Below are 20,706 nucleotides of genomic sequence, written 5' to 3' on the forward strand. Positions count from 1 at the left end.
AGGGCGCATCCGGGCACAATCGTCGATCATGAACAGTCCCGGCCTGGACTTCGGCGTGCTCGGCCCGCTGCAGCTGCGCATCGCCGGTGCACCGGTGCCGCTGGGCACACCCAAGCAGCGGGCCGTGCTGGCCATGCTGGTGATGGGCCGCAACCGGCCGGTCAGCAGCGATGCGCTGGTCACCGCGGCCTGGGAGCAGTTCCCGCCGCCGGAGCCCAAGGCCAGCCTGCATTCCTACGTGTCGAACCTGCGCAAGCTGATCAGCGGGTCCGGCGCCGACGGCCGCGCCGTGCTGGCCGGCGCACCACCCGGGTACCGGCTCGCCGTCGCCGACGCGCAGTGCGATATCGGGCGTTTCGTCGCTGCCAAGAACGCCGGTGTGCAGGCGGCCGCCGACGGCCGTTTCGACCAGGCCGCCGGCCATCTCGGCGAGGCGCTGGCGCAGTGGCGCGGACCGGTTCTGGAGGATCTGCGCGATTTCGACTTCGTCAGCCCGTTCGCGACGGCACTGATGGAGGACAAGGTCATGGTGCACACCGCGCACGCCGAGGCCGAGATCGCCTGCAACCGCGGCTATGCGGTGATCGGTTCGCTGGAGGCACTGGTCGTCGAACACCCCTACCGGGAGCCGCTGTGGGCGCAGTTGATCACCGCCTATTACCTCAGCGACCGGCAGTCCGACGCCCTGGACGCCTTCCAGCGGCTGCGCACGACACTGGCCGAGGATCTGGGCATCGACCCGAGCCCCACCGTGCGCGCGCTGTCGGAACGGATCCTGCGGCAAGAGCCGCTCGACGTCCGCCGGGTCGCCCGCACCACCGCGGTGCACCAGATCTCGCACATCGATCTGCGCACGGCCGTCGGTGTTCAGTCCGCCCCGGCCCAGCTGCGCGCCGAATCCGGGCGGGTGCATCCGCTTGTCGCGGCCGCGACGCGGATCGGCCGGCTGCCCGACAACGACATCGTGCTCGATGACGTCCGGGTGAGCCGCCACCACGCCGTGCTCATCGACACCGGCACCAGCTTCGTGATCACCGATCTGCGCTCGGCCAATGGCGTCGAGGTCGGCGGACAGCGCATCCGCGGTACGGCCACGCTCGACCACGGCGACCGCATCCGAATCTGCGACCACGAGTTCGTGTTCGAGATCGTCTCGCACGGTTGACCCCGGTCCGATTAGTGTGATGGGCCGAAGCGACCGGGCGGCCCCAGCAAGGCGGGCCCGGGCTGATAGGGGCAGGTGAATGAGCGAGCCGACTTCGCGGGTCGGTACCGACTTCGGCCGGTACCGACTGCGCCGACTCATCGGGCGCGGCGGCATGGGTGAGGTCTACGAGGCCGAGGACACCGAAAAGGACCGCATCGTCGCGCTGAAGTTGTTGCCCGAGGGCGTGTCTCACGATCCGGTGTTCCGCAAGCGGCTGCAGCGGGAGGCGCACTCGGCCGGCCGGTTGCAGGAACCGCATGTGGTGCCCATCCACGATTACGGCGAGATCGACGGCGTGCTCTACGTCGACATGCGCATGATCAACGGGGCCGACCTGCGCAAGGTCCTCAAGAGCTACGGCCCGATGACGCCGGCCAGGGCGGTCGCCATCGTGCGGCAGATCGCCTCGGCGCTGGATGCCGCACACGAGGCCGGCATCATGCACCGCGACGTCAAGCCGGAGAACATCCTGATCACCCGGGATGACTTCGCCTACCTGGTCGACTTCGGTATCGCCAACGCCGCCAGCGACGAGAAGCTGACCGAATTGGGCACGGCGGTGGGCACTTACGCGTACATGGCGCCGGAACGGTTCACCAGCGACGAGGTGACCTACCGCGCCGATGTGTACGCGCTGACGTGTGTGCTGCACGAGTGCCTGACCGGTTCGCAGCCGTTCCCCGGTGACAGCGTCAGCATGGTCATCACGGCACATCTGATGCAGCCCACCCCGGCGCCCAGCCAGACCCGGCCCGGGGTCCCGGTGGCGTTCGACCGGGTGATCGCGCGCGGCATGGCCAAGAAGCCCGGTGACCGGTTCGCCAGCGCCGGTGATCTGGCCGCCGCGGCCACCGACGCGCTGAGTGTGCGTGACCAGGACCAGGCGGCCCATATCGTGCAGCGCGGCGAGGCGGCGACGATGCCGGCCCCGCAGTTCGGTGCACCGCCACCACCGCCGCCGGGGGCGACCCCACCGCCGGGCGCAACACCGCCGCCCTACGGGGCGACACCGCGCCCGTTCGCAGCCAGCACCCCGCCGCCGTATCCGTCCGGACCCGCCTGGAATGCGCCGGGCCCGCCGAACCGCCCACCGAAGAAGAAGACCCCGTGGGTGCCGATCGCGGTGGCCGCCGGGGTGCTGATCCTGGTGCTCGGCGCCGTCGGCATCTTCTGGCTGGTGCAACCCGACGACACCACGACCGCCGGCCCGCGCACCAGTGCCGCGACGACCACCGGGTCCACCCCACGGGCCACCCGTACGAGCCGCACCCCCGACCCGTCGGCCATGCAGGACAAGTTGTTCGGGATGCTGCCGCAGGGTTATGACCCGGGCGTCTGCCAGCCGGTGCTACCGCCGGTGCCCGGTGCGCTGGCCACCGCGGACTGCGGGCAGTCCACTTTGCCGGGCGGCCCGGCGGCATCCCGGTATTCGCTGTTCGGCGACCAGGGCACCCTGCGCGCCAACTTCGAGGACGCCATCGCCGGCAACTCCGAGCTGTTCCCGTGTCCCAACAGCGAGCGCGACTCCCCCACCACCTGGCACTACACCGACACTCCGGGCAAGGTCGAGGGGTCGATCGCCTGCGGTCTGTACGAGGGTGGACCGGACATCTCCTGGACCAAGAACGACGGGCTGCTGTTGGGTAACGCGCAGGGTGCCACCATCGAGGAGCTGCACCAATGGTGGCTGGCCTACGGCTGAGCCGCGTCCCAAGAATCCTTCAAGGACGTCGTTGGACCCTGTCGGCACACATTCGCCAGACACGGGAGAGAACACGACATGTCCAGCACCACGCGCCTGCTCCAGCTGACCGGTCTCGCACTGGCCGCCGGCACGATCGGACTGTGCACGTCCGGCGCCGCGGGTGCGGTGACCTCGGCGGCCGATTCGGCCTTCCTGGCCGATCTGCGGGCCGAGGGTATCGGCTACGAGTCGGCCGGCGAGGTCATCGCCGATGCCTATCGGGTGTGCAGTGAGCTCGATTCCGGCGTGAGCGCCACCGACATCGGACTGGACATCATGGACTACACCGGGGTCAACGCCCGTCAGGCCGCGGCGTTCATCGTCAATTCGGTGGACTACTACTGCCCCGAGCACGCCGGCGCGTTCGGCTAAGTTGACCTGAACCGCAATGTAGCGAAAGGGACAGCCATGCCGAATCGTGTGTTCGTCGTCGGGGTCGGGATGACCAAATTCGAGAAACCCGGCCGCCGGGAAGGTTGGGACTATCCCGATATGGCACGCGAGTCGGGCACCAAGGCGCTCGACGATGCCGGCATCTCCTACGACCAGGTACAGCAGGGTTATGTCGGCTACTGCTCCGGGGATTCGACGTCCGGGCAGCGCGCGCTCTACGAACTCGGCATGACCGGTATCCCGATCGTCAACGTCAACAACAACTGTTCCACCGGCTCGACGGCGCTCTACCTTGCCGCCCAGTCGATCCGGGGCGGGTTGGCCGACTGCGCGATCGCCCTCGGGTTCGAGAAGATGCAACCCGGCTCACTGGGCGGTGGTGCGCAGGACCGCGAGTCCCCGCTCGGCAAGCACGTCAAGGCGCTGGCCGAGATCGACGAATTCGGATTCCCGGTGGCGCCATGGATGTTCGGTGCGGCCGGTCGCGAGCACATGAAGAAATACGGCACCACGGCCGAGCATTTCGCGAAGATCGGCTACAAGAACCACAAGCATTCGGTGAACAATCCGTATGCGCAGTTCCAGGACGAGTACACCCTCGACGACATCCTGGCCGCCAAGATGATCTCCGACCCGCTGACCAAACTGCAGTGCTCACCCACCTCCGACGGTTCCGGTGCGGCGATCCTGGCCAGTGAGGACTTCGTCGATCAGCATGGGTTGGCCGAGCAGGCCGTCGAGATCGTCGGTCAGGCGATGACCACCGATTTCGCATCCACCTTTGACGGCAGCGCGGCGAACATCATCGGCTACGACATGAATGTGCAAGCCGCGCAGCAGGTTTACCAACAGTCCGGGCTCGGACCGCAGGACTTCCAGGTGATCGAACTGCACGACTGCTTCAGCGCCAACGAGCTGTTGCTCTACGAGGCGCTGGGGCTGTGCGCCCCGGGCGAGGCGCCCGCCCTGATCGACAGGGACGACACCACCTACGGCGGACGCTGGGTGGTCAACCCATCCGGCGGGCTGATCTCCAAGGGTCATCCGTTGGGCGCCACCGGCCTGGCACAGTGCGCCGAGCTGACCTGGCAGCTACGCGGCACCGCCGACAAGCGTCAGGTCGACGATGTGTCGGCTGCGTTGCAACACAACATCGGCCTGGGCGGGGCGGCCGTCGTCACCGCCTACCAACGCGCCGAACGTTAAGGCTTGCCACGACTGGGGGTCTGCTGGGCGACGCCGTGGCGCAGCGGGCTGGTGGCCTGCGCCGCGGTGGATTCCTGCACCGGTGAGCCGCCGGGCCGGCCGGCCGGTCGCGGCGCGTTGGCCGGGTTGCCCGGTGACGGAGCGGCGCCGTGCTCCAGCTCGCGTAGCCGCGCCTCCAGCACCTCCAGCACCGGCACCCGGGCGGCATGACCGGCCTCGTGGGTGAGCCCGGTCGTGAGCTGTTCGACATCGAGCGAGCGGATCCGGTGCCGCAGGTCGCCGAGGGACACCTGGTCGTAATCCGGGATCGGAAGCTGATCATCGGTCATGGTTCGTCACTTTCTCGGGTCACGTCTTCGACGACGGGAAACAGGGACTCGCCGTCCTCGGGCACGCCATCGATCTGGCCGTGATGTACGCCCGGTTCCGCCGCGGCGACATCGGTGCCCTCGATGGCGGTGGCGGTGTCGCCCGCTTCGGCGGCGTCGCGGCTGTCGACGACCTCCGGGGTGACATCGGGTTCTTCCTCGGCCAGCCGCTGGTCGAGGGTCTCGCCCTCGCGCTGCTCCTCGGCGGACATGCCGTACTTGTCCGCGCCGCTCCAGTCCTCCGGCGGGTCGACCACCTCGTCACCGTCGTCGTTGAGCACGTCATCGGAGTCGGTGGATTCCATCGGACTCAACATGTCGTCGGCCCCGCCCAGATCGTTGGCGGACTCGGCTCCTGCGTCATCGGTCACCATGACCCATGCATTGCCATCTGGCGGCGGGCTAAACCGTGATCCGGGCGCACCGGCGTGCAACGAACCGATCGCCGCGCGCGATATACCCGACAGGTCGGGCAGCGCGAGGAGGTTCACTATGCGCGCGGCATGGATGACAGCGGTCGCGGCACTGGGTGTGCTGCTCACCCCGACCGTTCCGGCCGGAGCCGATGAGTCACCGGTCCAGACGATCGGCCGGTTGCAGGCCGAGGGCTACACGGTCAACGTCGACCGGGTGGGCAATGCACCGCTGGAGCAGTGCACAGTGATCGGCATCCGCAATCCCCAGCAGGTCACCAGGCTGGTCCGCGTCGGCGACGACCGGCGCGGTCACAACGGTGGCGAACTCGTCGAAATCGTGGTCAGTCAGTCGATTTCGGTATCGCTGGACTGCACCCGCTGACGGTCAGACCTGCGCCAGCTCGCGCACGTCGGCAAACGCCGCCGCATCGAACGGCGAGTAGGTCGGCGCGGGGGCGGGCACGCGCAGCGCGGTGACCTGGCCGTCGACATCGGCGATGTACAGCCGGTCGCCCGTCGTGCTCAGCGCGATCGCGGTCGGCCGGGCGCCGACGGTGATGGTCTCGGCCACCTCGTGGGTCAGCGTGCAGAACACCGTCACCTGGTCATAGTCCACGACGTAGGCCCGTGAGCCGTCGGCGGACAGCGCCATGCCGATCGGCAGGGTGCCTGCCGCCATGACCGCGGTGACGGCCGGCCTGGCCGGATCGACGACCTTGATGGAACCGCGGCTGTGCAGGTCGGAGGTCAGCACGTACACGGTGCCGTTGGCCGCCACCGCGAGATCGCGGATCGGCGCACCGATCGCGACGCTGGTCCGGGCCCGGGCGGTTTCGGTGTCCACGACCACCAGGCGGCTCCCGGTCGCGGTGCTCACGCCCACGTAGAGGCTACTGCCGGAGGGATCGACGGCCAGCCCGTCGATCGAGGTGGCCGCACCGGCCGCGATGTCGATGGTGCCGACCCGGTCGGCAGTGGTGTCGACCACGGCGATGTCCACGTGGTCGTGGCCGGCACGTGCGGCGTAGGCGCGCTTGCCGTCGGGACTGGCGGCCACCGCCGTCACGGTGAAGGCCAGCGGGTAGCTGCCCACCAGGGCGTTGGTACGGATGTCGACGATCGCCAGGGTGTCGGCATCGGCGCTGCTGGTCACCACGAATGCGCGGTCGTCGGTCAGCGCGACCGCGACGGGCTCGCCGCCGACCTCGATGTGCGTCGGCACGGCGACCGCGTGCGGGCGGACCACGGTGAGGCTGTCGTCGCCGTAATTGGTCACCACGATGGCGCCGGCGTTGGCGGCGACGTCGCCGATGGGCCCCCGGTTGACCGCGACAGATCCTGCGAAAGCGGTTTGCGAGTCGTTCAGCGCAGCGGCGTTTGCACGCACGGAAACACTTGCCATCTCTTCGACACCTCCGCCGGGTGGCTACACCGGCACTTGATTACGCCAGGCGCTCGGTGGTCGAGCGCATCCTTTCAGCGAGTGTAGCGACGGAAAACCGTACCGAATCCGTGATCTTGGCGCGCTTCGAGTTCGCCTGCCCGCAATGTCTCAGACATCCCTCAGAAAAAGATCGTTATACAGTTGTGACCTCTCCACAGCAAATTGTCACATGCCCCCGAACAGCATAAGAGGACTAGTGGCAAATCGTATTCGGCGGCCGAACCTCATTCGTCCCACAACATTTCCTCAGGCAGCATCCCGAAAGTGAGCGCCAGATCACAACCGACACGTCAGCAAACTTTGTGACAGCTGTCACGAATGCGCTCGGCCCCGCCGGCGCCCGGCCCGGCACACCACGTTGCTGGCCGATTAGCCGACCGTCACGGCAACAGGATGTAGAGCAACCCCTCCTGAGCCTCGACCGTCCGGCCCGACCAGATGTTGGGGCCCTTGCCCGCGGCATTCATCTCGGTGATACGCAGGTACACCCCATCGGGCCGCTGCGACACGGTGTCCACCCATGCCACATGTCCGGCATCGGGTGACTCGAGCACCCGCGGCGGGATCACGACCAGCGACCGTTCCCGGGGCGCGTCGACGACGGTCCAGCCGGCCTTCCGGGCCGCGGCGGGCAGATCACGTGGCGCGCCCTGCACGGCGGGATAGGACTGCTCGCCGGACGCGAAATACCACTTCTCCAGCGCGCCCCACGTGGCGCTGCCCTTCTCACCCGGATTCTCCGGCACCGTCCGCCCCGTCGCCCGGGACTCGGCCACCTTCATCGACTCGGTGGCGCAGGGTGGTACGACGGGCTCGTTGGAGCCGGTGTCGAGCATGGCGTCGGTGACGAAACCACCGTCGGCCAGTCGGTTCCACAGATCGGTGGACAGGTCGTAGGGACCACCCCGGAAAACGGTGCCGCGGGCATAGCAGGTGATGACGATGCGGGCCCCATTGCGCAGGGCGCCGACCTTCTGGCTGTCGGCCGATGGTGCCGACCGCACGTTGAGATCGCGACTCCCGGTGTTCACCGTGACGGTCGCCGACTCCGGATCGGCGGCCGATTCCGGCGCCGCTCCGACCACCGGCGCGCCGGCCAGCAGGACCGACGCCACCGCAAGGACAACGAGCGGCGCGCGCCGCCGATTCATCAGCCCCGTCGTGTGCACAGCAAGCCTTTCGGACACCGGTGCAGGAAATGATAGGGGCCGCACAGCCGATTTGCTGGGAGGCGAAACACTATTTGCCGCGCGTGTTCGTCGGCACGCGGCCGGTCACCGCCACTGATAGCGCGTCTTGGGTCGCCCGGCCTTCCCATAGTCGGTGTTGCGGGTGACGGTGCCCTCCTCGGCCAGGCGTTCCAGGTATCGCCACGCCGTCACCCGCGACACCCCGACCCGCTTGGCCACCGCGTCGGCGGTGATCCCGTCCGTCGAATCCCGCACCGCGCGGGCGATCTCATCGTTCGTTCCCGGCGCCACCCCCTTGGGGGCAACGGTGCGTCCCGATCCGACCCGCAGTTCGGCCAATGCCCGGTCGACCTCGTCCTGGCTGGCGGCATCGGTTCCGGCCGGCAAAGCCTCGCGGTACCGCTTGTAGCGCTCCAGTCGGTCACGGAAGGCGGCGAAGGTGAACGGCTTGAGCAGATAGGCCAGCGCACCGTGCCCGACGGCGGCGCGCACCATCTCCAGATCGCGTTCGGAGGTGATGGTGATGATGTCCGGCGCGGGTTGCAGTCCCGACAGTGCCGAGGCCAGCGTGATCCCGCTGGCGTCGGGTAGGCCGATATCGAGCAGCACCAGGTCGATCGGGGTGTCCGCGGCCGCCGCCTCGGCGGCGGCCCGCATGGCATCGCGGGCGGTGTGCACCACGGCCGCGACCGTGAATCCGGCGATCCGGTCCAGGTAGGTGCGGTGCGCCTCGGCGATCAGCGTCTCGTCCTCGACGATCAGCACGTTGATCATGGGCGCGCCACCGTCACCGTCACGACCGAACCGTACGTCACGTCCGCGGTCAGCGTCCCGTGATGCTTCTTGACCACCTGCGCCACCAGCGCGAGGCCCAGTCCGTGCGCGGCCGCATCCTCCCCGGATTTGGTGGAATAGCCGCGCTGCATGGCTTTTTCAAAGGTTTCGGTGTCCATGCCGTCGCCGCTGTCGGCCACCCGGATCAGCAGGCGCCGCGCATCCTGGTGCACCGTCACCTCGACCCAGGGATCGTCGCGGTCGCAGGCGTCCATCGCATTGTCGATCAGGTTGCCGAGCACGGTGACCATCTCCTGCCCGGTGAGCAGCAGGTCGTCGGCATCGGCGGGCAGTCCGGTCTCCTCGGTGATCGTCAACTCGACACCGCGCTCGTCGGCCTGGGCCGTCTTGCCGAGCAGCAGGGCCACCAACGCCGGCTCTCGCACCGCTGCCGACAACCGGTCGACGAGCTGTTGGGAGAGTTCGAGTTCGGCGGTCGCGAAGGTCACCGCCTGCTCGGCCCGGCCCATCTCGACCATCGTGACGATGGTGTGCAACTTGTTGGCCGCCTCGTGGGCCTGGGCGCGCAGCGAATCGGCGAGCACCTTCAGGGAGCTCAATTCGCCCAGAGCGCCCTGTAATTCGGTTCGGTCACGGATCGTGACCACCTCGGCGGCGTTCGCGTCGGACCGCACCGGCGAGCGGTTGACCACCAGCACCCGGTCATCGGTCACGTGGATCTCGTCGCGTGCGCCGGGATTGTAGGACCGCAGGAACGCCGGCAGGTCGGCCTGGGCGACGCGGCCCTCCGGCAGCCCCAGCAACCGGCGGGCCTCGTCGTTGACCAAGGCCACCCCGTCGCGGTCCAGCACGATCAGGCCCTCGGACACCGAATGCAGGATCGCATCGTGGTGGTCGTACATGATGCGCAGCTCGTCGGGCCGCAGGCCCCGGGTCTGCCGCAGCAGGCGCCGCCGGATCCCCCACACCCCGATCAGCGAAACGGCAAGCGCACCAAGGCCGACGGCGGCGATGACGGTCCACTGTTCATGCCAGCGCTCAGCCAGGCTCTGCTGCAGGATGCCGGCTGCCACCAGTCCGATGACCCGGCCGTCGGCATCGGGCACCGGGACGACGGCGCGGATCGACGGGCCGAGGGTCCCGGTGTACACCTCGGTGAAGGACTCGCCGCGCAGCGCGGGATCGATATTGCCCAGATACCGGCCACCGATCTGGGACGGGTCGGTGTGGGTGTAGCGGGTGCGATCGGGGGCCATGATCGTGATGAAGGCGATGTCGGTGTGCCTGCGCACCAGTTCGGTCACCGGTTGCAGGGTTGCCGTGGCGCGGCCGGTGACGATCGCGTCGGCGGTCGAGGGCGAATCGGCCAGTGCCGTGGCGATGCCGAGCACCTGCGCCTCGGCGGCGGCATCTCCGTCGCGGCGGGCGTCGATAAGGGCCAGCACACTCCCCGCTACCACGATCAGGGCGATGACCAGGATCTGCAGCGCGATGGACTGACCCGCCAGCGACTTGGGCCATCCCGCCGGCCACCGTCGCCACCGCACCCGCATTCCGCAACACCTCCCCTGCTGAACGTAATGAACAAAAACGTGACCTGCCTCACGCTCTGGTCGACCATCCTTTCAGACCCATTAACGCGCAGCGTTCGAAGGAGAACCGATGACGACCACGATGGACGGGCCGGCTTCCGTGCCGACCCCCGACGAGCCCAAGAAGAAGCACGACCGCACCCACTGGCTGTTCATCGCCGTCATCATCTCGGTGGTCGCCGGCATCGGCGTCGGCATCTACGCGCCCGAGGTCGGCAAGAGCGTCGGCGTGCTGGGCACGATGTTCGTCGCGCTGATCAAGATGATGATCGCGCCGGTCATCTTCTGCACGATCGTGCTGGGCATCGGTTCGGTTCGCAAGGCCGCGACCATCGGCAAGGTGGGCGGCCTGGCCTTTGTCTACTTCCTGGCGATGTCGACCTTCGCGCTGGCCATCGGCCTGCTCGTGGGCAACATCCTGCACCCGGGCAGCGGGCTCAAGCTCACCGAGAGCGCCGCAGGCAAGGGCGCCGAGCTCGCCGAGAAGGCACACGAATCGGGCGGTCTGCTCGACTTCGTCCAGGGCATCATCCCGACCTCGCTGTTCTCCGCGCTGACCGAGGGAAGCGTGCTGCAGGCACTGTTCATCGCGCTGCTCGTCGGCTTCGCCATCCAGGGCCTCGGTGCGGCGGGCGATCCCATCCTGCGCGGCATCGAGCACCTGCAGAAGCTGGTGTTCAAGGTCCTGGTGATGATCCTGTGGCTGGCCCCGATCGGCGCCTTCGGCGCGATCGCCAACGTCGTCGGCCAGACCGGGTGGGCGGCGGTCGGCCAGCTCGCCGCGCTGATGCTCGGCTTCTACATCACCTGCGCCATCTTCGTCTTCGGCATCCTGGGCACCCTGCTGCAACTGGTGTCGCGCATCTCGATCTTCAAGCTGCTGCGCTACCTGGCGCGGGAGTACCTGCTCATCGTCTCGACCTCGTCGTCGGAGTCGGCGCTGCCCCGCCTCATCGCCAAGATGGAACACCTGGGCGTGGACCGGTCGACCGTCGGCGTGGTGGTGCCCACCGGATACTCGTTCAATCTGGACGGCACCGCGATCTACCTGACGATGGCCTCGCTGTTCATCGCCAGCGCGCTGGGCGATCCGCTCTCGGTGACCGAGCAGATCGGCCTGCTGGTCTTCATGATCGTCGCGTCCAAGGGCGCCGCGGGCGTGACCGGCGCCGGGCTGGCCACCCTGGCCGGCGGCCTGCAGGCGCACCGCCCCGACCTGCTCGACGGTGTCGGCCTGATCGTCGGTATCGACCGGTTCATGTCCGAGGCCCGCGCGGTGACCAACTTCTCCGGCAACGCCGTCGCGACCCTGCTGGTCGGCACCTGGACCAAGACGATCGACCGCACCAAGGTCGACGCCGTGCTCAGCGGCAAGGACCCGTTCGACGAACTCACCATGCTCGACGACCACGCCTCGCGCGCCGAAGAGCCGGCGCAGCAGAAAGCTGCTGCACCGGTATAGGGCGCGCGGACACTGCGGCGCCGGACCCCCGTGGGGTTCGGCGCCGCAGCCTTTTTCCGGCACCTGCGGATTTCCCACCGTCGCGCACCCCGCCGATATGCGACCATCCCGGTATGAATCCGCAGGACGATCCGGAGGCCCGGATCCGCGCGCTGGAACCGACCGAACTCGGTACCGAGCAGCCGAGTCCGACCAACTACGGCACGAGCTACGACGCCACACCCCCGCCGCTGCCGCCACCGACCCAACAGTGGCCGCAGCCATCCGGTTACGGGCAATCCCCGTACACCCAATCCCCTTACGGCCAAAGCCCTTATGGCGAATCCCCCTATGGCCAATCCTCATATGCGCAGGGCGGCTACGGAACCGACCCGTACGCCGCCGGCTACCCGCAGCCGTACCCGTCGACACCGCAGCGTTCCGGTCTCCGGCCGTGGATGCTGATCGTGCCGATCGCGCTGGTGCTGCTGCTGTGCGCCGGCGGGGCCGCGGCGGTCTGGTTGTTCAGCAGCAACTCCACGACGCCGGGGACCGCCGGCGGCGGTGGCGTGCTGACCGACGGACCGGTCGTCCCCGAGATCCCACAACTCCCCGAGTTACCCGACCTGCCGCCGATCGTGGTCGATCCGGGTGCACCGAACGCGCCGGGGGACGCCACTGCCGAACCCGGTAGCACCATCACCGTGACGGGCATCGGGTCGAACCGCTCGGTCAGCTGCAACGACAACATCGTGATCATCAGCGGTGCCGACAACACCGTCGACATCACGGGTCACTGCACCGCGGTGACGGTATCGGGTTTCGAGAACGTCGTGACGGCCGAATCGACCGACGAGATCACCGTGTCCGGTTTCGAGAACACGGTGACCTATCGGGACGGCTCCCCGACGATCGATCAATCCGGGAGCGGGAACGTCATCGAACAGGGTTGAGTACGTCCTCCCCGCCTGCTCGCCCCCAGATCTGTCGACCAAACTGTCACCCACTGACATTTGCCCAGGTGGGGAGCCTGCTCAGCCGCGCCAACGGCAAGTTAGCTAAGCCTAAACAAATCTGTTAGCTTGTCCCGTGTCATCGAGCGGCGGACATTTTCTCACGTGGCTCACAGGTTCGTCAGCAGTAAGGGCATTCGGGGATGCGCATCGTTTCGTTCGGTTTCCAGACATGGGGTGTCAGAACCCTGCAGGCTCTGATCGACCTTGGGCACGACGTCGCCCTGTCGGTCACCCATCCGGCCAGTGACGATTCCTACAAGGGAATCTTCTCCGACTCCGTCGAGGACCTCGCCCGGGCGCGTGGCATCCCGGTGCACCTGACCGAGCGGGTCGACAACGAGACCATCGACCTGGTCAAACGCGCCGAGCCCGATGTCATCGTCGTCAACAGCTGGTACACCTGGATGCCGCCGGAGCTCTACAACCTGCCCCCGCACGGAACCCTGAACCTGCATGATTCGCTGTTGCCCAAAGGCACCGGTTTCTCACCGGTCATCTGGTCGCTGATCAGCGGGGAGGCCCAGATCGGGCTGACCGTGCACCGGATGGACGAGGACCTCGACACCGGCGACATCCTGGTTCAGCACTCGCTGCCGATCGGGCCCAAGGACACCGGTACCGAACTCGTCGAGCGCGGTATCGATCTGATCCCCGGTGCGCTCAAGGAGGCGCTGACCGCGCTGGAGTCCGGCAACCCGCAGTGGCGTCCGCAGAACAAGGCGACGCGCACCTATTTCCACAAGCGGTCCGAGCGCGACAGCCTCATCGATTGGTCCTGGCCCGCAGAGGATCTCGAGCGTCTGGTGCGCGCGTTGTCGGCGCCGTACCCGCGCCCGTACGCCTTCTACCGCGGTGAGCGCATCGAGGTCCTGGAGGCGCAGGTGTCCGAGATCCACTACGGCGGGACGCCCGGTCGCGTCATCGTGCAGGAAGGTGGCGGCGCAGTGGTGTGCGGCCCGGCCGCCTACCGCGGCGGCAATCTGGGCCTGGTCATCACCAAGGTTCGCGACGCCGCGGGCACCGAGCACGCCGGCAAGGACTTCTTCCGGCGCGGCGGATACCTGACCCCGGCCGCCGACTGATCTCAGACGATCCGCAACGATAACGCGGCCGCCGTTGCGGGGCCGACGATTCCGTCCACCCGCAGGCCGGGCGTGCGGCGCTGGAATTCACGCACCGCGGCCTCGGTGCGTTCTCCGAACTCGCCGTCGATCTCCAGATCGCCCGCGTAGGCGGCGTAGCCGAACTTCAACCGCCGCTGCAGCTCCGCGACCTGGGGACCGCGGCTACCCCGGTACAACAGCAGGTCGGTGTACTCGCCCACCGGCACCGGTGGGCGCGGTGTCGGGCCGGTAGCCACGGCACCGATCTGGGCCGCGATGTCACTGCGCAGCACCGTCATGTCGATTGCCCCGGGATCCCATTTACCCTGCGCGCGCCCGGCGTACTCACGATGCCCGATGGTGCGGGCCGAGGTCTGACCCAACCGCCGGTTTATCGCCGCACAGCACCGAACCAGCGCCAGATACTGTGCGTCGGGCCAGTTCTCACGGTGCGGTGCGGACGGACGGGTTCCGGTGTTCGCGCATTCGATGCCGATCAGATGCCAATTGCCCATGTTCGCCGGGACCCAGGGGTACATGCCGGTGCCGGCATGCCAGGCCACTCCGGCTGCCACCACGGTCACCGTACCGTCGCGGGCGATGTGCAGCTGCGACAGCGGCCCGGCCAGGTCCGGCCGACCACGGGCGATCGAGGCGGCATCGGCGGTGTCGGATCCGGTGTGGTGCACCATCACCCCGCGGATGTCCTTGAAGTCACCGTGTCCGCGGGTACGCCAGTTCGGAAACAACACCGGGGACAGGCCCTCGCCCCGCAGCACGTCGGGTAGCCAGACCGGATCACCGGTCCAGGATTTCGATGCAGGCACCGCTGTTCAGAGTACCTTCGACAGAAACTCCTGCAGCCGAGGGTGTTTGGGATTGTCGAAGATCTCCGCGGGCGGACCCTCCTCGACGATGTGGCCGTCGGCCATGAAGATGACCCGGGACGCGACTTCCCTGGCGAAACCCATCTCGTGGGTCACCACGACCATCGTCATACCGCCGCGGGCCAACGTGCGCAGCACCTCCAGCACGTCACCGACCATCTCGGGGTCCAGGGCACTGGTGGCCTCGTCGAAGAGCATGATCGACGGGTTCATGGCCAGCGCGCGGGCGATCGCCACGCGCTGCTTCTGGCCGCCGGACAATGTCGAGGGCTTCACCCCGGCCTTCTCGGCCAACCCCACCTGCCCGAGCAGCTCCAACGCCTTCTTCTCGGCGGCCGCCTTGTCCATCTTCTTGGTGAGCAGCGGCGCCAGCGTCACGTTCTCCAGCACCGTCATGTGCGGGAACAGGTTGAAGTGCTGGAACACCATGCCGATGTGCTGGCGCACGCGGTCCAGATCGACCTTCGGGTCGGTGAGGTCGAAGTCGTCGACGACGACCTTGCCGCCGGTGATGTCCTCCAGCTTGTTCAGGCAGCGCAGGAACGTCGACTTGCCCGAGCCCGACGGGCCGATGACGCAGACGACCTCGCCGTGACTGATGGTGGTGTCGATGCCGTCGAGCACCAGCAGGTCGCCGAAGGATTTCTTCAGCCCTTCGATGCGGATCTTTACGGTGCCCGCGGGTTCGGCGGCCGCGGCTTCGGTAACCAATTCACTCATTTGACGAGCCGCCTCTCCAGCCGGTCGGACAGTTTGGTCAGCGCCATGATGACGATGAAGTAGATGATGCCGACGATCAGCCACATTTCGAAGGCCTTGTAGTTGCCGGCGATGATGATGCGTCCACTCTGGGTCAGTTCGGCGATGCCGAGGACCGAGAGGATCGAGGTGTCCTTCAGCGTGATCACGAACTGGTTGATGTAGGACGGGATCATGGTCCGGATCGCCTGGGGCAGAATCACCTTGCGCATGGTCGGCAGGTAGCCGATACCGAGGCTGCGGGCAGCCTCCATCTGGCCCTTGTCCACCGAGAGGATGCCGCCCCGCACGATCTCGGTCATATAGGCGCCGGCGTTGAGCGACAGCGTGATGATGCCCGCGGTGACGGCCGACATCTGGAAGCCCAGCGCCGTCGGGATGCCGAAGTAGATGAAGAACGCCTGCACGATCAGTGGCGTGCCGCGGAAGATGTCGACGAAGGTGGTGCCGATGGCGCGCAACCAGATCGATCGGGACACCCTGGCCAATCCGAAGATGACACCGAGGATGAGCGCGAAGAAGATCGACGACACGGTCAGGATGATGGTCATCTTCAGGCCGGCCAACAGCATGGGCGTCGTGCTCTTGATCAGACCGAAGAACGAGTTGTCGCTCGTGGCCGCGCCCTCACCGAGATAGGTCGCCAGGATCTCGTCGTAGCGACCCGAGGCCTTCAGACTTTCCAGCCCAGCGTTGAACTTCTGCAGCAGTTCGGCGTTCTGGCCCTTGTTGACCGCGAAGCCGTATCCGGTCGGATCCTCCTTCGGGGTGACCGTCTTGAAGCCGTTGCCCTGTTGGATGGCGTAGAGCAGCACCGGGTAGTCCTCGAAGGCGGCCACCGAGTTGCCGGTCCGCACCTCATCGAACATCGTCGAGGAGTCGGCGAACGAGACCACCTCGAAGCCGTACTGGTCCTTGATCGAGTTCGCGAAATCCGCGCCCTGCGTGCCGTTCTTGACCGAGACGCGCTTGCCGCGCAGATCCTCGTAGGACTTGATGTCCTCATTGTCCTCGAGCACCGCCATCTGGATACCGGACTCGAAGTAGGGTTCGGAGAAGTCGAAGACCTTCCGGCGTTCGTCGGTGATCGACATGCCGGCGATGACACCGTCGACCTGGTTGGCCTGCACCGCCTGCAGCGCGGCGTCGAAGCCCAGTGGCTTGATGTCGACGTTGAACCCCTGATCCTCGCCGATCGCCCGGATCAGGTCCATGTCGATGCCGACGAATTTCCCACTGGCATCCTGGAATTCGAACGGTGCGAAGGTGGTGTCCGTCGCGATGGTGTAGGTCTCGCCCTCGGCGGCAGCGCTCGCGGGCAGCAGCAGGGCGACACCGAACAGTCCGACGAGCAGACCAGCGAGGACCACCTGCAACCGGTTTCTCCGTCTGCTGGGTGGCGTGGGCGTACAACCCGACGAACTAGCGGCTCGCATGATGGTCTCCCGTCCGGTGTGCTGTGACGGTTCACGCTAGCGCCGGAGCAGGCCTCCGCGCGCGTTCTCTGGACAATCGCCAGGTTGTGGCGCCGTGTCCCGCCGATCCCGATGCTCCGACGAGCATCTGCAGGTGCGTGCGACAGGCGGCGCCGAGGAAACGTTTCGTCACTGAGGCTAGCCTAGCCTCATCTCGATGCCGCCAGGCGGCTAAACTCTGCAGGGTTCGGGCCGGCCGATCGCCGTGATCGGTGCTCCGAAATTCTTGTCCAGCATGGTATTCAGCACAGTCGGGAAGGTTCGATGGCGCAGTTCAGCCGGTTTCTCGAAGGTCGCAGCAACGCCGCTGCCGCCGGCAACCGGGGCCGCCGGCTGCGACGCAGGGTGCGCACCCTCGCGGGCGCCGCGGGGGTGCTCGCCGTCGGCGCGGGATTCATCGCACGACGGAACCGCGCCGGCGGGGCGTCCGTCGCCGGCGCGATTCACGACCGGGCCGTGGGCCGGGCCGGGCCCATCCGCCAGGATCCCGAGTTGCCGGATCGCGAGTTGGCGTATCGATCGGTACCCGCACACTTTGCCGCGACCGCCAGGGCCCGCGGTGACCAGACCGCCTTCCGGACAGCGACCGAAGCGGTGACCTATCACGAGTTGTTGTCCGGCGCAGCCGCTTTTGCCGGTGCGGACCCGTCGCCAGACACCGACCGACGCGCCGCTCTGTTCCCGGCACCGATGACGCCGGCGACGGTGGCCGCCATCCTGGGGCTGTTCGCCTCGAACACCCCGGTGGTGGCACTGGACCCCGCGATGCCGGCGGCTCGCATCCAGAAGATCACGGCCATCCTCGCCGAGCACGGCTATCGACCGGTGCGGTTCGAGGTGCCCGCAGCGCTGCCTGCCGCAGTGACGGCGCCGGCGGAGTTCGGCGCCGGCGTGACTCACGACGATGTGACCAGCATCCAGTTCACCTCCGGCTCCACCGGGACACCGAAGGCCGTGTTGCATCCGAACGGATTGTGGCAGTGCGATGCTCAGCTGCTCAACGACCGGTTCGGGTTGGCCGACGGCCGGAGGGTGGCGTTGTGCATGCCGATCAGCTTTGCGGCCGGCCTCAATGTGCTGATCGCCGCGCTGCTCGGTGGCGCCGAGGTGATCGCCGTCGATCCGCAGACGGTGTCGGCCGCAGACGCCTTCGACCAGATCGCCGACGCGGGCGTCCAGGCCATCGCCTGCACGCCCGCATTCGTGGACGCCCTGCACCGCGCCGCGAGGGGCCGGACCTTGCCGGGCGTGCAGCGCATCGTGACGACCGGCGAGCCGGCCCACGCCCGGCACGTCCGGTCGGCACGCGAACTGGCGCCCCACGCGGTCTTCACGAACTGGGCTGGTTCCACCGAGACCCTGGCCATCGCCAGCTATGACATCCCGCCGAGCGCCGCGCTGCCACAGGGAATCATCCCGGTCGGAGTTCCTGCACCGCACAAGCGGATTGACATCGCCGATGACGGCGCCGTCTCGATCACCTCGCGTCACCTCGCCCTGGGTTACCTGGACCAGGTGGCCACTGCGGCGACGTTCATGGTGCATGCCGACGGCTCCCGGACCTACGCCGGCGGCGATGTGGGCCGACTCGACGAATACGGCAATCTGGTGCTGTCCGGCCGCGCCGATTCGACACTGAAGATCCGTGGCTATCTGGTCGAGCCCGCCGAGATCGAGTCCACGCTGCTCAGCTACCCGGATGTCGTCGAGGCCGCCGTCATCGCCGACACCAGCGGCACGCCGACGCTGACCGCATATGTCGCCGCCGACCCCGACGCGCGCACCCCTGCGGTCGCCGATCTGCGGACCCGCCTGCACCGGGACCTGCCGCCCTACATGGTGCCCGCGCACATCCTGGTGCTCGGCGCGCTCCCTCGCGGTGACCGCGGCAAGATCGACCGGGCCGCGCTACCGCCGGTGGGGCGTCCGGAATTCGATCCGCCTCGGGGAGAACATGAATCGTCGATCGCCGCGTTGTGGGCGGAATCGCTGCACGTGGACAGGGTGGGCCGCACCGACGGGTTCTACGCCCTGGGCGGTGATTCGCTGACCGTGACCCAGATGCTGGGGCGGGTGTCCCAGGTACACGGCATCAAGCTGAACCCGTCGGATCTGGCCGGCGCTCCGACGGTCGCCGAGTTCGCGCTCAAGCTGGCTGGGTCCGGCGGCGCGGCCGCGCAGATCCCGACCGTGGTGGCGCTGCGCCCGATATCGGAGAACACCACCGGCACACCGCTGTTCTGTTTCTCCGGCGCCGGCGCCTCATCGCTGTGTTTCGTTCCGCTGACCGAACGGGTGGGCGAGCGCACTGCGGTGTACGCGTTGGAACCCAAAGGGCTGGAGAAGCGCGCGATCCCGGACCTGTCGGTGCCCGCTGCGGCGCGCCGACACGTCCGCAACCTCCGCCGTGTTCAACCGCACGGCCCCTACACCCTGATCGGGCATTCGCTGGGTTCACATATCGCGCTGGAAGCGGCGCGGATCCTCGAAAACCAAGGCGAGACAATCGAACTGCTGGTGATGCTGGACCCGTGGCTGTCACCGCTGACGGCCAAGAGGGCGCGCCGGGACCTCCCCGATGTCACGGTGACGCTCGAAACGAACATGCAGACCGATGCCCGATCGTGGTGGGAACACCAGAAGGAGTTCAAGCTCGCCGGCCTGTTCCTCGACGATCTGCAACGCAAGACCGTTGCGGTCGAGGAGTGGGGCATGATGATCGGGCTGCGGTACGCGCCGCAACCCTGGTCCGGCCGGACCCTGTTGGTGCTGAGCCACCTCAACCGCGATGACCCCCGACTGTGGCCGCGGATCTTGACCGGGGATCTCACGGTCCGACACCTGGAGTGCACGCACATGTCGATCGTGCGTGAACCGCATATCGGCGCGGTGTCCGACTTCATCGAGGAGGCACTCGGCCGCTGACACGACACCGGCCGGGACGGCAGCATGCGCTGCCGGCCCGGCCGGTCTGTTGCGTCAGCGGTTGAACAGGCTGCCGATGTTGCGGGCCAGGTCGTTGCCGGCCCGGTTGGCGTTCTGCACCAGGTTGTTGGTGAACGTGCCACCGTTGACGAGCAGGTTGGTGCCCACCCGACCCAGGTTGCGCTGCAGGTTGCTACCGACCTGCCCGGTGTTCTGCTGGAAGTCGCTGCCCACCTGGCCTGCGTTGCGTTGCAGGTTGCTGCCGAACTGGCCCAGGTTGCGCACCAGGTTGTCACCGAATTCGCCGATGTCCTCGGGCGTCAAACCGGCCGCCCGCTGTTGTGCGGCGACATGGGCCGCGGCAGCGGAGGAACCCTCGTCTGCCGCAGCCGTCCCGGCACCCGCGACGGCGATGCCCAGACACATCGCGCCGGCGGCGCCGGTAAGCACCATTCCCTTGACCATCTTGGGCATCCCCCAGCCGTTGCGATCCATGATTTGTCTCCCTCCAGCAAACCCCATACGCACCGCGCGAAGCTAACACGGATTGTGTGGCGCAGATCATATTTGACGGTTGTGAAGTGCCCGCGCACACGTGGCTTCAAACCCCCAGTTTCTTTGCTGCAATTCGAGGATGAGCTAGCTATCCGGCCGACCGTCGGTCCGAGTGGTGCAGGACTGACCAGTACCGACGTGCACCGTGAGACGCAGCAAGTATTTTCGCTGGTGATAATTTGACGGTTAT

19 protein-coding genes are annotated in these 20,706 nt (G+C 67.5%); 9 read left to right on the forward strand and 10 right to left on the reverse strand.

Annotation, left to right across the window (positions count from 1 at the left end; translation table 11 throughout):
• The first annotated feature begins 28 nt into the window (after positions 1-28).
• From BST17_RS23915 to BST17_RS23930, 4 genes are all read left to right on the forward strand, one after another.
• On the forward strand, positions 29-1,165 hold the full coding sequence (locus tag BST17_RS23915; protein ID WP_083061391.1) for a BTAD domain-containing putative transcriptional regulator: 1,137 nt from the start codon (positions 29-31) through the stop codon (positions 1,163-1,165).
• 79 nt (positions 1,166-1,244) lie between these two features.
• Positions 1,245-2,909, forward strand: a complete 1,665-nt coding sequence (locus BST17_RS23920) for a serine/threonine-protein kinase (protein ID WP_083061392.1) — start codon at positions 1,245-1,247, stop codon at positions 2,907-2,909.
• A 78-nt stretch (positions 2,910-2,987) separates the two neighbouring features.
• Positions 2,988-3,323 (forward strand): DUF732 domain-containing protein, encoded by a 336-nt coding sequence (locus tag BST17_RS23925; RefSeq protein WP_083061393.1) that lies wholly within the window; start codon positions 2,988-2,990, stop codon positions 3,321-3,323.
• Between the two features lie 36 nt (positions 3,324-3,359).
• The gene (locus BST17_RS23930) at positions 3,360-4,550 is read left to right on the forward strand and encodes a lipid-transfer protein (protein ID WP_083061394.1); all 1,191 of its coding nucleotides are present in this window, start codon (positions 3,360-3,362) and stop codon (positions 4,548-4,550) included.
• Here BST17_RS23930 and BST17_RS23935 read toward each other — a convergent pair.
• Together BST17_RS23935 and BST17_RS23940 are read right to left on the reverse strand one after the other, a co-directional pair.
• Entirely contained in the window at positions 4,547-4,879 is a 333-nt protein-coding gene (locus tag BST17_RS23935) for a DUF8129 domain-containing protein (protein WP_083061395.1), read from the reverse strand. The genes BST17_RS23930 and BST17_RS23935 overlap by 4 nt on opposite strands.
• On the reverse strand, positions 4,876-5,292 hold the full coding sequence (locus BST17_RS23940; RefSeq protein ID WP_083061433.1) for a hypothetical protein: 417 nt from the start codon (positions 5,290-5,292) through the stop codon (positions 4,876-4,878). The genes BST17_RS23935 and BST17_RS23940 overlap by 4 nt, the downstream gene beginning before the upstream one ends.
• A gap of 118 nt (positions 5,293-5,410) precedes the next feature.
• On the opposite strand from BST17_RS23940, the gene BST17_RS23945 reads away from it, so the two are divergent.
• Positions 5,411-5,716: a hypothetical protein gene (locus tag BST17_RS23945; RefSeq protein ID WP_083061396.1), complete on the forward strand. Its 306-nt coding sequence runs from the start codon at positions 5,411-5,413 to the stop codon at positions 5,714-5,716.
• Between the two features lie 3 nt (positions 5,717-5,719).
• Here the strand turns inward: BST17_RS23945 and BST17_RS23950 are convergent, their stop codons facing one another.
• From BST17_RS23950 to BST17_RS23965, 4 genes are all read right to left on the reverse strand, one after another.
• Positions 5,720-6,736, reverse strand: a complete 1,017-nt coding sequence (locus BST17_RS23950) for an MmpL3/TtfA transport complex stabilizer (protein WP_207573710.1) — start codon at positions 6,734-6,736, stop codon at positions 5,720-5,722.
• A gap of 422 nt (positions 6,737-7,158) precedes the next feature.
• On the reverse strand, positions 7,159-7,893 hold the full coding sequence (locus BST17_RS23955) for an amidase (RefSeq protein WP_234807794.1): 735 nt from the start codon (positions 7,891-7,893) through the stop codon (positions 7,159-7,161).
• Positions 7,894-8,052: 159 nt separating this feature from the next.
• Positions 8,053-8,742 carry a response regulator gene (locus tag BST17_RS23960; RefSeq protein ID WP_083061398.1) on the reverse strand — a complete coding sequence of 230 codons (690 nt, stop codon included), beginning with the start codon at positions 8,740-8,742 and terminating at the stop codon, positions 8,053-8,055.
• Positions 8,739-10,316: a sensor histidine kinase gene (locus BST17_RS23965; protein WP_083061399.1), complete on the reverse strand. Its 1,578-nt coding sequence runs from the start codon at positions 10,314-10,316 to the stop codon at positions 8,739-8,741. The genes BST17_RS23960 and BST17_RS23965 overlap by 4 nt, the downstream gene beginning before the upstream one ends.
• 109 nt (positions 10,317-10,425) lie before the next feature.
• Between BST17_RS23965 and BST17_RS23970 the strand changes: the two genes are divergently transcribed.
• From BST17_RS23970 to BST17_RS23980, 3 genes are all read left to right on the forward strand, one after another.
• Positions 10,426-11,817 carry a cation:dicarboxylate symporter family transporter gene (locus tag BST17_RS23970; RefSeq protein ID WP_083061400.1) on the forward strand — a complete coding sequence of 464 codons (1,392 nt, stop codon included), beginning with the start codon at positions 10,426-10,428 and terminating at the stop codon, positions 11,815-11,817.
• Positions 11,818-11,930: 113 nt separating this feature from the next.
• The gene (locus tag BST17_RS23975) at positions 11,931-12,749 is read left to right on the forward strand and encodes a DUF3060 domain-containing protein (protein ID WP_083061401.1); all 819 of its coding nucleotides are present in this window, start codon (positions 11,931-11,933) and stop codon (positions 12,747-12,749) included.
• Positions 12,750-12,952: 203 nt separating this feature from the next.
• On the forward strand, positions 12,953-13,894 hold the full coding sequence (locus BST17_RS23980; protein WP_083061402.1) for a methionyl-tRNA formyltransferase: 942 nt from the start codon (positions 12,953-12,955) through the stop codon (positions 13,892-13,894).
• A 2-nt stretch (positions 13,895-13,896) separates the two neighbouring features.
• Here BST17_RS23980 and BST17_RS23985 read toward each other — a convergent pair whose 3' ends face one another.
• Genes BST17_RS23985 through BST17_RS23995 form a run of 3 tightly spaced genes read right to left on the reverse strand, consistent with a single transcriptional unit; the run spans position 13,897 to position 16,997 of the window.
• Positions 13,897-14,742 (reverse strand): peptidoglycan recognition protein family protein, encoded by an 846-nt coding sequence (locus BST17_RS23985; protein WP_083061403.1) that lies wholly within the window; start codon positions 14,740-14,742, stop codon positions 13,897-13,899.
• Between the two features lie 6 nt (positions 14,743-14,748).
• Complete coding sequence (locus tag BST17_RS23990) at positions 14,749-15,522, reverse strand: amino acid ABC transporter ATP-binding protein (RefSeq protein ID WP_083061404.1); 774 nt, start codon at positions 15,520-15,522, stop codon at positions 14,749-14,751.
• Positions 15,519-16,997 (reverse strand): amino acid ABC transporter substrate-binding protein/permease, encoded by a 1,479-nt coding sequence (locus BST17_RS23995; protein WP_083061405.1) that lies wholly within the window; start codon positions 16,995-16,997, stop codon positions 15,519-15,521. The genes BST17_RS23990 and BST17_RS23995 overlap by 4 nt, the downstream gene beginning before the upstream one ends.
• Before the next feature lie 303 nt (positions 16,998-17,300).
• Here BST17_RS23995 and BST17_RS24000 point away from each other — a divergent pair, with 303 nt between their 5' ends.
• Complete coding sequence (locus tag BST17_RS24000; RefSeq protein WP_083061406.1) at positions 17,301-19,961, forward strand: alpha/beta fold hydrolase; 2,661 nt, start codon at positions 17,301-17,303, stop codon at positions 19,959-19,961.
• A gap of 54 nt (positions 19,962-20,015) precedes the next feature.
• Here the strand turns inward: BST17_RS24000 and BST17_RS24005 are convergent, their stop codons facing one another.
• Positions 20,016-20,456: a hypothetical protein gene (locus BST17_RS24005; RefSeq protein ID WP_083061407.1), complete on the reverse strand. Its 441-nt coding sequence runs from the start codon at positions 20,454-20,456 to the stop codon at positions 20,016-20,018.
• Positions 20,457-20,706: the final 250 nt, after the last annotated feature.

Origin of the sequence: Mycolicibacterium bacteremicum (assembly GCF_002086115.1) — a bacterium.
Lineage (GTDB): Bacteria > Actinomycetota > Actinomycetes > Mycobacteriales > Mycobacteriaceae > Mycobacterium > Mycobacterium bacteremicum.